The organism is Dethiobacter alkaliphilus AHT 1, assembly GCF_000174415.1.
Classification (GTDB): Bacteria; Bacillota; Dethiobacteria; order Dethiobacterales; family Dethiobacteraceae; genus Dethiobacter; species Dethiobacter alkaliphilus.
This window is the reverse complement of sequence record NZ_ACJM01000007.1, coordinates 156,475-170,189: the sequence shown is the minus strand read 5'-3', so window position 1 is coordinate 170,189 and position 13,715 is coordinate 156,475. Positions and strand designations below refer to the sequence as shown.

Here is a 13,715-nt window from a genome sequence, read left to right as displayed (position 1 = left end):
AACTATGTTTGATAAATTAAAGGCCACAGAAGAACGCTTTGATGAGCTGGAGAAGCTTATCAGCGACCCGGAAGTCATTGCCCGCCAGGACGAGTGGCGCAAGCTGACCAAAGAGCATTCCCGCCTCTCGGAGGTTGTTAATGCCTATCGCGAGTATCAGCAGGTGGAGCAGGATCTGGCCGAAGCCAAAGAGATGCTGCGCGACGGCGGCGATGAAGAAATGAGCCGTTTCTTAAAAGATGAGATTACGGCCAATACTGAAAAAAAAGAAGAGCTGACCGAAAAGCTGCGTCTTTTGCTTTTACCCCGTGACCCCAACGATGACAAAAACGTTATTGTGGAAGTGCGGGCCGGTACCGGTGGCGATGAAGCAGCGCTGTTTGCCGGCGATCTGTTTCGTATGTATACCCGTTATGCGGAACGGCAGGGCTGGAAAACGGAAGTGCTGGATGCCAACGAAACCGACATCGGCGGATTTAAGGAAGTGGTGTTTGCCATTGAAGGCGATGGCGCCTACAGCCGCCTGAAGTTTGAAAGCGGCGTGCACCGGGTGCAGCGGGTGCCGGAAACCGAGTCCGGCGGACGTATCCATACCTCCGCAGCCACGGTGGCGGTTTTACCGGAAGCTGAAGATGTGGAAGTGGATATTAATCAAAACGATTTGCGCATTGACGTGTTTTGCTCCTCAGGACCCGGCGGTCAGAGCGTAAACACCACCCAGTCTGCGGTGCGTATTACTCACCTGCCCAGCGGTATCGTAGTTTCCTGCCAGGACGAAAAATCCCAGCACAAAAATAAAGACAAAGCCATGCGCGTTCTGCGGGCCCGTTTGTTTGAGAAAGCTCAGGAAGAGGCGGCGGCGGAACAGGCCGCAGCCCGGAAGACCCAGGTGGGCAGCGGTGACCGCAGTGAGCGGATCCGCACCTATAACTTCCCGCAGGGCCGGGTTTCCGACCATCGCATCGGCATGACTCTGTATAAACTGGATCAGTTTTTGGACGGTGACCTGGATGAGATGGTAGATGCCCTTATCACCAGTGAGCAGGCCGAACTGTTAAAGCAGGTAGACGCATGAGTATAACCATTAAAGAAGCCCTGCAGAGGGCTTCTTTTCAACTGCGTGACCAGGGATTTGACCGGCCGCGGCGTGAAGCGCAGTTTCTGCTTACCGCTCTTTTGGGCTGTGATGCGGCCTGGCTTTATGCCCACGACCAGGAGAAGCTTACCGCCCCGCAGTGGGCAGAGTTTCAGGCTTGGCTTGCGCGCCGCGCCACAGGGGAACCCTTTGCCTACCTGGCCGGCCAAAAGGAGTTTATGGGCCTCTGTTTTGCTGTGACGCCGGATGTCTTAATTCCCCGGCCGGAAACGGAGTTTTTGGTGGAAGCGGTGGCAGAGGAGCTGCAGGCCCACACCAGTCCCCGCATCCTGGAAATTGGCGCCGGCAGCGGGGCGGTGGCCGTTTCCCTTGCAAAGCTGCTGCCCAAGGCACGGGTGGTTGCGGTGGATGTTTCGCAGGCGGCACTGGAGATAGCTCAAAAAAATGCCGCCCGCCACGGCGTGGCAGGGCGGGTGGAATTTTTGGCCGGTGATTTATATGCACCGGTGGCAGACGAGTATTTCGACGCCGTGGTAAGTAATCCCCCTTATATTTCCGCCGCCGATATCCTCAAGCTGCAGTGTGACGTCAAAGACTTTGAGCCCCGCCTGGCCCTGTGCGGCGGGGAAGACGGGCTGGATTTTTACCGCCGCTTAACCGGGGAACTGGACGTTTTGTCAAACCGGCCTAAAATGCTTGCCTTTGAGGTGGGAATGGGCCAGGCCCAGGCGGTGGCGGCGCTTTGCTTAAAGGCGGGATACGAAAATACCCGCCAAATCAAAGACTTGGCGGGTATTGACCGGATAATCACCGCAAAATTAGCGTAACTCATGGCCGGTGGACGTAATGGTGAGCTGACCGTGCTTAACCCCTTTGACACTTATCAGTTTGTCGGCTACTTCCCGGGCCCTTCCTGCCGGGCCCTTTAAAACCAATACTTCCAGGCAGTTATGGTGATCCAGGTGTACATGGGTGGATGTAAGAATCATATCATGCCAGTTATGCTGCAGTTCGGTTAAAAGATTGCTTAACCCCCGCACATGGTGGTCGTACATCAAGGTGATGGTGCCCGCCACCTCCTGGTTTTCATCCTCCCACTCCATCTCCACCAGACGGTTGCGGATCAAATCGCGCACCGCCTCCGACCGGTTGGCATAGCCCTGGGAGACAATTTTTTTATCAAAGGCTTCCAGCAGCTGTTCATTCATAGAAATGCCGAAACGGACCAGTTTGCTCATGTTTTCCTCCTTAGCACAAAAAAGACAGTGTATCAAAAGTTTCTCCCTAAACATAATAAATCCTGCATAAGTTGCAACAATCCCCATCTCAGGCTTAGCCTGAGATTTTTCAGTTTCCCCAAAAGTAAATGTTTAATGCATGAAATTTATGGCAATACTATGGGACAGGAAGATGAGGGGGGATAGTCATGCAGGTAAGAAAAGTAAACATTTCCGGAGTGAACACATATAAGCTGCCGGTCCTAAAAAGCGCCCGCATGAAGGAGTTATTTAAAAAGATGCAAAGCGGAGACGAGCATGCGCGCCAGGAATTGATTAACGGCAACCTGCGCCTGGTATTAAGTGTGCTGCAGCGCTTCAAGAACCGGGGGGAAAACCTGGACGATTTGTTTCAGGTGGGCTGTATCGGCCTGATGAAAGCGGTGGATAACTTTTCTCTGGATCATAACGTTCATTTCTCCACCTATGCGGTACCTATGATTATCGGAGAGATTAAACGTTACCTGCGGGACAACAATGCGGTGCGGGTCAGCCGCTCGCTAAAGATGCTGGCCCACAAGGCCCAGCAGTCCAGAGAGGAATTGACCCGCAAGCTCCTGCGGGAGCCCACCTTAAAAGAAATAGCCGCGGACCTGGACATTACGCCGGAAGAAGTGGTGTTTGCCTACCAGGCCATAAACGATCCACTTTCCCTGCACGACCCGGTTTTTCAGGACACAACGGACCCGGTTTTTGTCATGGATTTGGTCAGTGATCAGTCCAGCAGCGCCGAAATTTGGGTAGAAGATATCACACTGCGCCAGGCCATGGAGATACTCAGTGAGCGGGAGCGGCGTATCCTGGAATCCCGTTTCTTTGAAGGACGGACACAGACAGAAATTGCCAATGAGATAGGTATTTCACAGGCCCAGGTGTCACGGATTGAAAAATCCGCCCTGCGACAGGTTCGCCATCATCTGGCCGAAGAAGGGGGAAGCAAAAGTGCCGGTGCGTAAAATAGCTGTTGTGTTGTGTATTATCCTGCTTCCCTTGCTGTTTATGCGTCCTCAGGGCGCCACAGCACCGGTGGAGGAATCGCCCGAATCCATGCTGCGGTTACATGTGCGGGCCAACAGCAACTCGCCGGCGGACCAGGCACTGAAATATCAGGTGCGCGATGCGGTGCTGGCGGTGATGCAGGACCATGTGGAGAAATCCGGCAGCCTGGAGCAGGCCAGAGCCGAAGTGGAAACGGTGCTGCCCACAGTGTTGGCTGCCGCCGACTCCGTGGTGGACAATGCGGGCTATAATTATCAGGTCTCCGCTTCCCTGGGTGAGGCCGATTTTCCCACCCGGTTGTACGGGGATCAGGTCTACCGCGCCGGAACGTATCAGGCGGTGCAGATTTATCTGGGTGAAGGCAGCGGTGAAAACTGGTGGTGCGTACTTTTTCCCCCGCTGTGTTTTGTGGAAGTGTCGGACGATTCTGTCATTCCCGTGTCCGGTGACCGGGCACAAACGCCCAGACCCCGTTCCCGCCTGCTGGAATGGTGGCAGAACCTTTTTGGCGGCAGAAGCTAATATTATTTGCCTGTTGAAAAAGAGTTGCCCATCCTTTATAATAAACTCGATTGCTATAGAGAAAAAGATGTCGAAAAAATGGCGCAAATTATATGCGCAGCAATTTGGGAGGATGCATGGTCTGGAACATGTTGATCCAGTTGGTGGGCGGCCTGGGTTTGTTTCTCTTTGGAATGCAGCTTATGGCTTCCGGAATGCAAAAAGCGGCGGGTGATCGCCTGCGAAGAATTCTGGAAGTACTTACGTCAAATCCGGTTATTGCCGTATTGACGGGAATTGTAGTTACAATCCTGGTGCAAAGCAGCAGTACCACCACGGTAATGGTGGTGGGCTTTGCCAATGCCGGCCTGATGACTCTGCCGCAGGCGCTGGGAACAATTTTGGGTGCCAACATCGGCACCACCGTTACCGCGCAGATTGTATCGTTTGACGTCTATTATCTGGTCTACCCGGCCATCGGGCTGGGGGCGGTGCTGAATTTTTTCGGTAAGCGCCGCCTGTATAAATATGTGGGACAGGCTATCCTGGGTTTCGGGATATTGTTTACGGGCATGACCACCATGTCCGATGCCATGCGCCCGCTGCGGGATTCACCGTTTTTTATGGATATGATAGCCCAGTTCGGCACATTTCCGGTTTTCGGTATTTTCATCGGGGCTATGTTTACCGCCCTGGTGCAGTCCAGCAGTGCGTCCACCGGTTTAATTATTGCCATGTCTTTGCAGGGAATCCTGCCCTTAACAGCGGCGGTGGCCCTGATTCTAGGCACTAATGTGGGCACTTGTATCACCGCCCTTTTGGCCAGTTTCGGCGCTTCATTGCCGGCCCGGCGTGCCGCCTTTGGTCATATCGCCTTTAACATAACCGGCGTGCTGATAGTTTTGCTGATTTTTGGCCCTTTCACCGAATTTATTGCCGGTTTGGGCGGCGATGTTACCCGGCAGACAGCTAATGCCCATACTGTTTTTAACGTGGTAAGCACATTGGTGGTGCTGCCGTTCTTCAAGTATTTTGTCACCCTGATAACCCATGTCATTCCCGGCGACGAAGTGGCATTGGAAATGGGCCCTAAATATTTGGACAAGCGTATCTTGAAAACCCCTGCCATAGCCATCGGTGGTGTGCGCCAGGAATGTCTGCGCATGGCCTCCCTGGCCCGGGAAATGGTGGACGAGTCGCTGCATGTTTTTATCAAAAAAGACCGCAAAATGATGCAACAGGTCCTGCAAAAAGAGGATTTGGTGGACAGTCTGGAGAAAGAAATTGTGATTTATCTTGCGGAGTTGGCGCAGCATTCGCTGACCATTGAACAGTCGCAGCAAGTCTCCGGCTTGATGCATATTGTAAATGACCTGGAGCGCATCGGTGATCATGCACAAAATATTGTCCATCTGGCAGAAATCAAGATGGAAGAAGGATTAGCTTTTACCGACAAAGCCATGGAAGAACTAAAATGCATGCAGGCCAAAGTGGATGAAATGTTGGCCAACGTTATCGAAGCCTTTGCCAAGGAAGATCTGGCCCTGGCCCGGGAAGTTGTGGAGCAGGACGATGTGGTGGACGATTTGGAGCGCAATCTGCGCAAAGCCCATATCGGCCGTATCAATGATAAGGTGTGCTTTCCGCCCAGCGGTGTAATCTATCTTGATGTGCTCAGTAACTTTGAACGTATCGGTGACCATGCCACCAACATTGCCCAGATTGTGTTGGGTGAAGTTTAAACGGGGTGACGAATTGAAACAAAAACTGGAACGGTTCAGGGAACAGTTTAAAGAGCATAAAATGACGCCGCAGCGCCGCGTTGTCCTGCAGGCGCTTTTGGAGAATTCCGAATCCCACTTAAGTGCGGAGGAAGTCTATGCGCTGGCCAAGGAAATCGATTCGGAAATCGGCCTGGCCACCATCTATCGTACCCTGGATCTTCTGGAAGAGCTAAATATCGTGCACAAGCTGCACTTTGGCGATGGGCGGAGCCGTTACGAGCTCTGCCATGTTTCCTCGGAGCATCATCACCATCATCTGGTCTGCCTGAACTGCAACCAAATCTTGGAGGTTAAGGAAGATCTTTTGCACCAACTGGAAACAGTCATCGAAAAGGAGCACGGTTTTCATATAATTGATCACCGTGTGCAGTTTTACGGCTACTGTGCCCAATGTGACAAGACAAAAAGTAACACTTAAGGAGGACATCATGACGGGGAAAAGTTATCAGGCTTTGCGTTATGCGGGCCTTTTTTTGCTTATATTTCTGCTTCTTGCCGCACCGGCTCAGGCCAATGAGCCGGTGTTTTCCGACGAAACCGACACTGTGGACCTGCGGGGACGGGTGATTTCGGTGGAGGACTTGGAACCGGACGGTGAGGCAAGCCAGTTTGTGGAACTGGAACAGTTGGTTACCATTGAAATTACCAGCGACCCTTTTAAGGGCCAGCAGCATACCATTCTCAACGAACTGATGGGACATCCGCTCTTTGATATTTATGTGGAAGAAGGCCGGCAGGTGATCCTTTGGGGCGAAGTGGACCCCGACGACGGCACCCTGCTGCAGATTTACCTGCAGGACTATGTGCGCGACACCTACCTGTACTACGTGCTTGGTTTGTTTGTCCTGGTGCTGGTGCTGGCAGGCGGCAAGAAAGGCTTATTAACGCTGGTTACTCTCACGGTGACCATTGCCCTGGTGGCCAGAGTGCTATTGCCGCTACTCTTGCAGGGCTATCCGCCCATTCCCACCACCCTTGTGGTGGCAGTGCTGATAACGTTAGTTACACTGCTTGGCATCGGCGGCCTGCAGCGCAAGACGTTGGCTGCGGTTATCGGGACAGCAGGCGGTGTGGTGGTGGCGGGAACATTGGCTCTCTTAGTGGGTAATCTGGCCAACCTCACCGGTTTTTCCAGTGAAGAGGCACAAATGCTGATGTATATGGAAGGGACCATTGATGTGCGCGGCCTGCTCTTTGCCGGCATTATTGTGGGCGCCCTGGGCGCTGTGATGGACGTGGCCATGTCCATAGCCTCCGCTTCCCACGAGGTATACTGCGCCAATCCGGCCATCTGTGTTCGCGATCAGTTTCGTGCCGCCATGAATGTGGGCCGCGATGTGATGGGGACCATGGCCAACACCCTTATTCTGGCGTACCTGGGCACCTCAATGTCCCTGCTGTTGTTGTTTATGGGCTATGAGGTCAGTTATTCCTCCATGATTAACATGGACCTGGTGGCCACGGAAGTGATTCGCGCGCTAAGCGGCAGTATCGGCCTGGTAACCGCTGTGCCGCTCACCGCACTGTTTGCCGGACTGCTCACCGTCCGTACCACCAAACCTGCGGAGAACTCTGTTAACAAGTAAGAGCGGAGGACGATTATGGAACAATTCACAGAAAAAAAAGCTAAACTTACCACCATATTGGAAGAAATGGGAAGTGTACTGGTGGCTTTCTCCGGAGGCGTGGACTCATCGGTGCTTTTGGCCATGGCTTCCGGCACTTTGGGTGACAAGGTGCTGGCGGTTACCGCAGCTTCGGAAACCTATCTGTCCGAAGAGCAGGAAGTGGCGGAGCGCTTAGCCGCTAAACTGCAGGTCCCCCTGCAGGTCATTGAAACGGAAGAACTGGCCATCCCCGCCTTTCAGGACAACCCGCCGGAGCGCTGCTATTACTGCAAACATGAACTGTTTGGCAAACTCACCGAAGTGGCCAAAGCCAACGGGCTGCAGTATGTGGCCGACGGCTCCAACGCCGACGATGTGGGCGACTGGCGCCCGGGCATGAAAGCCGCCGCCGAACTGGGCGTGCGCAGCCCCTTAAAAGAGGCGGGATTCACCAAAGAAGATGTGCGCCGGCTGGCCCGCGAACTGAATCTGGAAAACTGGAACAAGCCGGCCATGGCCTGCCTTTCTTCCCGTTTCCCCTACGGCCAGGCCATAACCAAAGAAAAGGTAAACCAGGTGGCCGCCGCTGAACGCTATCTGCGAAAACTGGGCTTTGAGCAGCTGCGTGTCCGCCACCACGGCGACACCGCCCGCATCGAACTGCCCCCGACCCAACTGGCCGAAGCCGTCCCCCACGCCCCCCAAATAGTGGAGCACTTCCGCCAAATCGGCTTCACCTACATCTCCCTGGACTTAGCCGGCTACCGCACCGGCTCCATGAACGAAGTCCTCTAACCCCGCAAATTGGGGACGGACCTTTTTTCGCAAAAAAATGCAAAATATTGCATGCTTCCTATGCAAATGTGCATCACAAAAAAATTAAATCGACAGGGATAGTCAGCAAATGAAAGAATGCCTTTATCAAATGATGATAAGGCATTCTTTTTGTTTCGGGAGGAATGGATACCATCTGAGTGCAAAAAAAGGTCCGTCCCTGTTTTGTACTTATTTTATTTGTTGGTTCCAGGCGTTTTGGGCTGCCTGGTAGATGGTTTTAAGGGGTGTGTTGGTTTTTTCGGCCAGATTCCGGCAGTCTTCGTATTCCGGGGCCGCGTTGATAATTTCGCCGTTTAGTTCGGCGATTTTTATTCTTACCGGGCCGTATTCAGTCTCCACTTCCTGTCGGCGGCGAGGCAGCATCAGTTTGTCTGCTTTGAAACGGCGGATGCCCAGTGTGGTGGTTTCAGAAAAGAGAATTTGCGCTAAGTCCTCGGCATGTTCAGCTTTGGTTAACACCGAAATCATGGTGCCGGGACGGTTTTTCTTCATCTGCACCGGCTGCAGCGTTACATCCAGGGCGCCACAGTCAAATAATTTGCCGGTTATATAACTAAAAAACTCCGGGTTCATGTCGTCGATGTTTGCTTCCAAAACCACCGCTTTTTCCGTTACATAGGCGCTTTTTTCTTTTGTTTCTCCCACAATCACCCGCAGCAGGTTGGCCATGGGCAAATCTTTTTTGCCTGCACCGTAACCATTGCCGGTAACGGTCATGGCCGGCAGGTGGGAAAACTCGGCCACTGTGGTGAGCACCGCTGCTCCCGTGGGGGTTAACAGTTCGGTTTCAATGCCGCGGGAATAAGCCGGGAAGCCGTTTAACAACTCCAGGGTGGCCGGCGCCGGTACCGGCAGTTCCCCATGGGCGCAGCGCACAAAGCCGCTGCCGGTATGCAGAGCCGATGAGTAAAGCCTGTCTGCCCCCAGGCTAAACAATGCTGCGGCTATGCCCACTATGTCCACAATGGAATCCACCGCGCCCACTTCATGAAAGTGGACAGCTTCAGGTTCCTTGCCGTGGACCTTGCCTTCGGCTTCCGCCAGGCGGCGAAAAATTCCCAGGCTCATCTCCATAACTTCCGGAGTGAGGCCGCAATTTTGCAGCATAGCGGCAATGTCCTTAAAGTGGCGGTGGGGCTGTTTATCTTCAGCTACGTCTACGGTGACATTTAAGGCTGAAATTCCTTTCTTTACCACCCGGGTAAGCTGTAGTTCATAATCTGTCAGGGGCAGTTTTGCCAGTTCCTCTCTGACAAACTCCTCCGATGCTCCCGCATCTAAAAGGGCTGCCAAAAGCATATCGCCGCTGGCTCCGGCAAAACAGTCAAAGTACAGGATTTTCATGTTATTCCTCCAGTTGCACGCGGTTAATCAGCGCGGCACTGTAGCCGCCGCCAAACCCGTTGTCAATGTTTACCACGCTGACCCCGGTGGCACAGGAGTTAAGCATGGTAAGCAGAGCGGACAGCCCGCCAAAATTGGCGCCGTAGCCCACTGAGGTGGGTACTGCTATGATGGGCTTATCCACCAGGCCGCCCACCACGCTGGCCAGCGCCCCTTCCATGCCCGCCACCACCACCAGCACGTTGGCCGACATCAGTTTGTCGTGGTTATCAAAGAGCCGGTGGATGCCGGCCACCCCCACATCATACAAACGTTCCACCCGACTGCCCATCACCTCGACGGTAAGTGCCGCTTCTTCGGCCACCGGCAAATCGGCGGTCCCGGCCGCAACCACCAGCACCTTCCCCCGGCCGCAGTCTGTCTGATCCCGGTTTACCACCACCGCTTTGGCCAGTTCATGGTATTCCGCATCGGGAAAAACCTCGCTTAATGCGGCAAAGACCTCCGGTGTGGTCCGGGTGGCCAGCACATTGGCGGTGGTGTCGGCCATCCGTTGGGCAATTTGTACGATTTGTTCGGTGGTTTTGCCCGGGCAAAAAATTACTTCAGGAAAGCCCTGGCGCAGGCAGCGGTGATGATCCACCTTGGCAAAGCCCAGGTCTTCATAGGCCAGGTGCCGTAAGCGCTCCAACGCTTCATCCACTTTTAAATCTCCGTTTTCCACATGACACAGTAGTGTGCGTAAATGCTTTTTGTCCATTTTTTATCCTCCGTAAGTGGCTATTTCGTTTATTACACCATCTGGTATATAATAATTTATCATAAAGCAGAAAAAATGGAAGAGGTTAAAACTTAATGAAGAATTTTGGGGCAAGCTAAATATTAAAGGAATTTGTGGTAAAGCTGTCGAAAACATGATTTTTATGGCATTTATGTTTAATACGCAGGAAAGCAGGTTTTTTTGTGGCAGGGGAAAAGAAACTGCATACCCGGGTGATAGACGCCCGTGACATAAACAAAGCACAAGAGCAAATTGCCCAGGCCGGGCGCATCCTGGCCGGCGGCGGACTGGTGGCCTTTCCCACAGAAACGGTCTATGGTTTGGGCGCCAACGCCCTAAACGGCCCTGCTGTGGAAAAGATATTTAATGCCAAAGGCCGGCCCTCCGATAATCCCCTCATCGTTCATGTGGACAGGGCGGATAAAATTCGGGAGCTGGCGCAAAACATACCGCCGGAGGCCTGGTGCCTGGCCAAGCATTTTTGGCCCGGGCCGCTGACGCTGGTATTGCCAAAACAGGAGATTGTGCCCCGTGAGGTTTCCGGAGGACTAAAGACCGTGGCGGTGCGCATACCGGATCATCCGGTGGCGCTGGCGCTCTTAAAGACAGCGGGCGTGCCGGTGGCCGCCCCCAGTGCCAATCTGTCGGGACGGCCAAGCCCCACCACCGCCGGACATGTGCTGGATGATCTGGACGGCCGCATCGATGCGGTGGTTGACGGCGGACCCTGCGGCGTGGGGGTGGAATCCACGGTGTTGTCCATAGAAAACGGCCAGCCGGTGGTGCTGCGCCCCGGCGGAGTCACACCGGAGCAGATAACACAGGTGCTGGGAAAGGTTTGTGCCGTGGCCGCCTGGCAGGAACAGTCCGGAGATGCACCGCCTTCCCCGGGCCTTAAGTATACCCATTACGCACCGCAGGCGCCAATGTATCTGCTTTTGGGAAAGCCCGAAGCGGTGGCCGAAAAGATGCAAGCGATGCGGGATGAGTTTTGGGCCCAGAGTCAGAAAGTAGGGCTGCTTCTTTCCCGGGAGCTGTCGAACCGGGTTACCGCCGATGCGGTGGAAGTGCTGGGCGAGCGGGACAGGCCTGTAGAGCTGGCCGCTAATTTATATAGTGCCCTGCGGCGCCTGGATGAAACAGATTGTGATGTGATTTTAGCCGAAGGGTATAATGATGAAGGCATGGGCTTTGCCCTGATGAACCGGATGGCAAAAGCCGCCGGACCAAGAGTTTTGTGTTTGGAGTGATTTGATGTGAAGAAAAAACTGTTCTTTGTCTGCACCGGCAATACCTGCCGCAGCCCGCTGGCCAAGGTGCTGGCCGCTGCTGCGCTGGCAAGAGCCAATGTAACCGACTGGGTTGTGGATTCCGCCGGAATGCAGGCTTTTTCCGGCCAGTCCGCCAGCGCCGGGGCCATGGCTGTGGCCCGGGAGATGGGCCTGGACTTATCCCTTCACCAGTCCAGGCTGCTGACAGAGGAGCTGCTTGCTGAAGCGGACCTGGTGCTGGTGATGACCCGGACCCATAAGCAGGCGCTGCTTTCCGCCGCGCCGCAGGCAGCCTCTAAAGTATACGTATTAAAAGAATTTGTGGGTGAGGACGGTGACGTAGCCGACCCCTTTGGTGGGGGACCTGCAGAGTATAGTCATGCTGCCCGGGAGTTGGAGGGACTCATGCCCCGCCTGGTGGAAAAGTTGGCAAAATAAGCGACGCAGGATTTTCCCATGGGCAAAGCGAATACAAGCCGAGGAGGAATTTTAGATGAAAATTGCCATTGCCAGTGATCATGGCGGTTTTAAACTAAAAAAACACATTGCCGAATATCTGAAGGAAAAGGGTTATACATACAAAGACTTCGGTACACTGACTGAAGAATCGGTGGATTATCCCGATTTTGCCATATTGGTGGCCGAAGCGGTGGCCCAGGGTGAGTATGATCTGGGTATTCTCTGCTGCGGCACCGGAATCGGTGTGAACATGGTGGCCAATAAAGTGCCGGGAATTCGGGCCGCCCACTGTCATGATACATTTTCCGCCCGCATGACCCGGGAGCACAACGATGCCAATGTGCTGACCATGGGTGAGCGGGTCATCGGCCGGGGACTGGCCATTGAAGTTGTGGAAGCATTTTTACAGGGTGAATACGCCGGTGGGCGCCACGCCTGCCGTGTGGAAAAAATAAAAGAAATTGAAGCCAGGTTTCTGGATCCGGATAAGTCCGGTCACTAAGGAGGAATACGCAGCAGATGTCCACATTAAGTCTTTTTGATCCGGAGATTGCTCAATCCATTGAAAAGGAGCATCACCGGCAGCAAAGCGGAATTGAACTTATTGCTTCAGAGAACTATGTCAGCCAGGCGGTGCTGGAAGCACAAGGGTCTGTGCTGACCAATAAATACGCAGAAGGGTATCCCTCCAAACGCTACTATGGGGGATGCGAATTTGTGGATGAGGTGGAGACTCTGGCCCGCAAGCGCGCTGTGGAGCTCTTTGGCGCAGAGCATGCCAACGTGCAGGCCCACTCCGGAGCCAGCGCCAATATGGCGGTATTTCTGGCGGCACTGAAAGTGGGTGACACCGTGCTGGGCATGAATTTGTCCCACGGCGGACATCTGACCCACGGCAGCCCGGTTAATATTTCCGGCAAGTATTTCAACATCTATTCCTACGGGGTAAACCGCGAAACCGGTTATCTTGATTATGACGAAGTGGAAGCGTTGGCCACCAAGCACAAGCCGAAAATGATTGTGGCCGGTGCCAGTGCCTACGCCCGCATCATCGACTTTGCAGCGTTTCGCCAGATTGCCGATAAGGTAGGCGCCTACCTGATGGTAGACATGGCTCATATTGCCGGCCTGGTGGCGGCGGGGCTCCATCCCACTCCCATTCCCCACGCGGAGTTTGTTACCTCCACCACCCATAAAACACTGCGCGGCCCGAGGGGTGGCCTGATTCTCTGCCGCCAGGAGTATGCCGCAGCAATAGACAAGGCCATTTTCCCCGGACTGCAGGGCGGCCCGCTGATGCATGTCATTGCCGCCAAAGCGGTGAGCTTTAAGGAAGCACTGCAGCCTGAATTTGGTACTTATGCCCGCCAGGTGGTGGCCAATGCCAAAACCTTTGCCTCCCGGCTGAAAAAACACGGTTTTAACCTGGTCTCCGACGGTACCGATAACCATCTGATGCTTGTGGATTTGCGCAATAAAGGGTTGACCGGCAAGCAGGCCGAGGAAGTTTTGGATGAGGTGGGAATCACCGCCAACAAAAACACGGTGCCCTTTGACACGGAAAGCCCCTTTGTTACCAGCGGGTTGCGTATCGGCACTCCCGCCGTTACCTCCCGGGGTATGCAGGAAGATGAAATGGAGAAAATAGCGGACATGATTGCCGATATATTGCATAATATAGGAGATGAGGTTGTAAAGGCGCGGGTCAAAGAGCAGGTAAAAGAGCTCTGTGCCGCTTTTGCAATCTACCAGTGAGCAG

At 53.9% G+C, this 13,715-nt stretch carries 15 protein-coding genes; 12 read left to right on the top strand and 3 right to left on the bottom strand.

The genetic code is table 11. From position 1 onward, the window contains the following. Positions 1–4 precede the first annotated feature (4 nt). Complete coding sequence (prfA, locus tag DEALDRAFT_RS08390) at positions 5–1,075, top strand: peptide chain release factor 1 (RefSeq protein ID WP_008516604.1); 1,071 nt, start codon at positions 5–7, stop codon at positions 1,073–1,075. Beyond that, a complete protein-coding gene (gene prmC, locus DEALDRAFT_RS08385; protein WP_008516603.1) occupies positions 1,072–1,923 on the top strand; it encodes a peptide chain release factor N(5)-glutamine methyltransferase in 852 nt (283 codons plus the stop codon). Before prfA ends, prmC begins: the two co-directional genes overlap by 4 nt. Here the strand turns inward: prmC and nikR are convergent. Beyond that, the gene (gene nikR / locus DEALDRAFT_RS08380; RefSeq protein WP_008516601.1) at positions 1,915–2,334 is read right to left on the bottom strand and encodes a nickel-responsive transcriptional regulator NikR; all 420 of its coding nucleotides are present in this window, start codon (positions 2,332–2,334) and stop codon (positions 1,915–1,917) included. The two genes, prmC and nikR, sit on opposite strands and share 9 nt — an antisense overlap. A 188-nt stretch (positions 2,335–2,522) precedes the next feature. On the opposite strand from nikR, the gene sigG reads away from it, so the two are divergent. From sigG to larE, 6 genes are all read left to right on the top strand, one after another. Beyond that, entirely contained in the window at positions 2,523–3,329 is an 807-nt protein-coding gene (gene sigG / locus DEALDRAFT_RS08375; RefSeq protein ID WP_008516599.1) for an RNA polymerase sporulation sigma factor SigG, read from the top strand. Next, positions 3,316–3,894, top strand: coding sequence for a stage II sporulation protein R (spoIIR, locus tag DEALDRAFT_RS08370; RefSeq protein ID WP_008516597.1), 579 nt, complete (start codon positions 3,316–3,318; stop codon positions 3,892–3,894). The genes sigG and spoIIR overlap by 14 nt, the downstream gene beginning before the upstream one ends. A 116-nt stretch (positions 3,895–4,010) precedes the next feature. Next, positions 4,011–5,615 (top strand): Na/Pi cotransporter family protein, encoded by a 1,605-nt coding sequence (locus DEALDRAFT_RS08365; RefSeq protein WP_008516596.1) that lies wholly within the window; start codon positions 4,011–4,013, stop codon positions 5,613–5,615. Between the two features lie 13 nt (positions 5,616–5,628). Then, positions 5,629–6,075, top strand: coding sequence for a Fur family transcriptional regulator (locus DEALDRAFT_RS08360; protein WP_040378724.1), 447 nt, complete (start codon positions 5,629–5,631; stop codon positions 6,073–6,075). A gap of 10 nt (positions 6,076–6,085) precedes the next feature. Beyond that, complete coding sequence (locus tag DEALDRAFT_RS08355) at positions 6,086–7,243, top strand: YibE/F family protein (protein WP_008516594.1); 1,158 nt, start codon at positions 6,086–6,088, stop codon at positions 7,241–7,243. Positions 7,244–7,258: 15 nt separating this feature from the next. Further along, positions 7,259–8,059, top strand: coding sequence for an ATP-dependent sacrificial sulfur transferase LarE (gene larE, locus DEALDRAFT_RS08350; RefSeq protein WP_008516593.1), 801 nt, complete (start codon positions 7,259–7,261; stop codon positions 8,057–8,059). 210 nt (positions 8,060–8,269) lie between these two features. Here larE and larC read toward each other — a convergent pair whose 3' ends face one another. Together larC and larB are read right to left on the bottom strand one after the other, a co-directional pair. Beyond that, positions 8,270–9,445, bottom strand: coding sequence for a nickel pincer cofactor biosynthesis protein LarC (gene larC / locus DEALDRAFT_RS08345; protein ID WP_008516592.1), 1,176 nt, complete (start codon positions 9,443–9,445; stop codon positions 8,270–8,272). A gap of 1 nt (position 9,446) precedes the next feature. After that, positions 9,447–10,205, bottom strand: coding sequence for a nickel pincer cofactor biosynthesis protein LarB (gene larB / locus DEALDRAFT_RS08340; protein WP_008516591.1), 759 nt, complete (start codon positions 10,203–10,205; stop codon positions 9,447–9,449). Positions 10,206–10,408: 203 nt separating this feature from the next. Between larB and DEALDRAFT_RS08335 the strand changes: the two genes are divergently transcribed. From DEALDRAFT_RS08335 to glyA, 4 genes are read left to right on the top strand one after another with little or no spacing between them, the layout of a single operon-like run. Beyond that, positions 10,409–11,476 (top strand): L-threonylcarbamoyladenylate synthase, encoded by a 1,068-nt coding sequence (locus tag DEALDRAFT_RS08335; protein WP_008516590.1) that lies wholly within the window; start codon positions 10,409–10,411, stop codon positions 11,474–11,476. Between the two features lie 6 nt (positions 11,477–11,482). Further along, a complete protein-coding gene (locus tag DEALDRAFT_RS08330; RefSeq protein WP_008516589.1) occupies positions 11,483–11,935 on the top strand; it encodes a low molecular weight protein arginine phosphatase in 453 nt (150 codons plus the stop codon). Between the two features lie 55 nt (positions 11,936–11,990). Continuing rightward, on the top strand, positions 11,991–12,458 hold the full coding sequence (rpiB, locus tag DEALDRAFT_RS08325) for a ribose 5-phosphate isomerase B (RefSeq protein WP_008516588.1): 468 nt from the start codon (positions 11,991–11,993) through the stop codon (positions 12,456–12,458). A 17-nt stretch (positions 12,459–12,475) separates the two neighbouring features. Continuing rightward, positions 12,476–13,711 carry a serine hydroxymethyltransferase gene (gene glyA / locus DEALDRAFT_RS08320; RefSeq protein WP_008516586.1) on the top strand — a complete coding sequence of 412 codons (1,236 nt, stop codon included), beginning with the start codon at positions 12,476–12,478 and terminating at the stop codon, positions 13,709–13,711. Positions 13,712–13,715: the final 4 nt, after the last annotated feature.